The following is a 766-nucleotide window of genomic DNA, read 5'->3' on the forward strand; positions in this document are numbered from 1 at the left end:
ATTATATCAATATTGTTCGATTGCCCAATGGGAATCGACAAGTCCAGGAAGCGGCCAAGTGCTCTTGGCGTCTCCTTGTGTCCATGTTGCTTATAAGGAGGATATGGCTATGAGGACAAACCTCGATTTTTCTCCCCTGTTCCGGTCGAGCGTCGGTTTCGACCGGATACTGAATGCGCTCGAAACTGCAAGCCGTGTCGAGTCGATCGACAACTGGCCGCCCTACGACATCGTCAAGTCCGGTGAGGACGATTACCGCATTGCTATGGCAGTGGCGGGCTTCTCGCAGGACGAACTGACGATTACCCAGGAGCAGAACATGCTCGTCGTATCGGGCCAGAAGGCGAATGCTGAAGATGTGCAGTATCTGCATCGCGGCATCGCCGGCCGCTCGTTCCAGCGCCGGTTCGAGCTCGCCGACCACGTCAAGGTCGTGGGCGCCGGGCTTGTCAATGGTCTTCTGACCATCGACCTCAAGCGCGAAATCCCGGAAGAGATGAAGCCGCGCAAGATCGAGATCGCAACCGATACGCTGCCCATGACTCAGACGAAGCAGATCGAGGCCGAGAAGCAGGCGGCTTAAGGCTTCCACCACAATAAGCGCACTGGCGCCGGGCTAGGCTCGGCCCAGCAGTGAAGCTTTGCCAAGCGAACCATCAGAAAGGAGAAAATCATGAGTATGCGTGATTTGATTCCCTGGGGCCGCGACAACGGTGACCAGGTTCCAAGTGTCCTGCGCGACGACGACCGTGATCCCTTCCTGTCG

General features: G+C 56.9%; 1 protein-coding gene and 1 pseudogene. Both read left to right on the forward strand.

What is annotated here, in order from left to right; genetic code table 11:
• Window positions 1-109: 109 nt before the first annotated feature.
• Window positions 110-583: an Hsp20 family protein gene (locus ACPYOI_RS35840; RefSeq protein WP_481418298.1), complete on the forward strand. Its 474-nt coding sequence runs from the start codon at window positions 110-112 to the stop codon at window positions 581-583.
• Window positions 584-673: 90 nt separating this feature from the next.
• Window positions 674-766 (forward strand): annotated as a pseudogene (locus tag ACPYOI_RS35845) (Hsp20/alpha crystallin family protein); the annotation flags it as partial.

Source organism: Rhizobium sp. SVR5-2C, assembly GCF_056755115.1.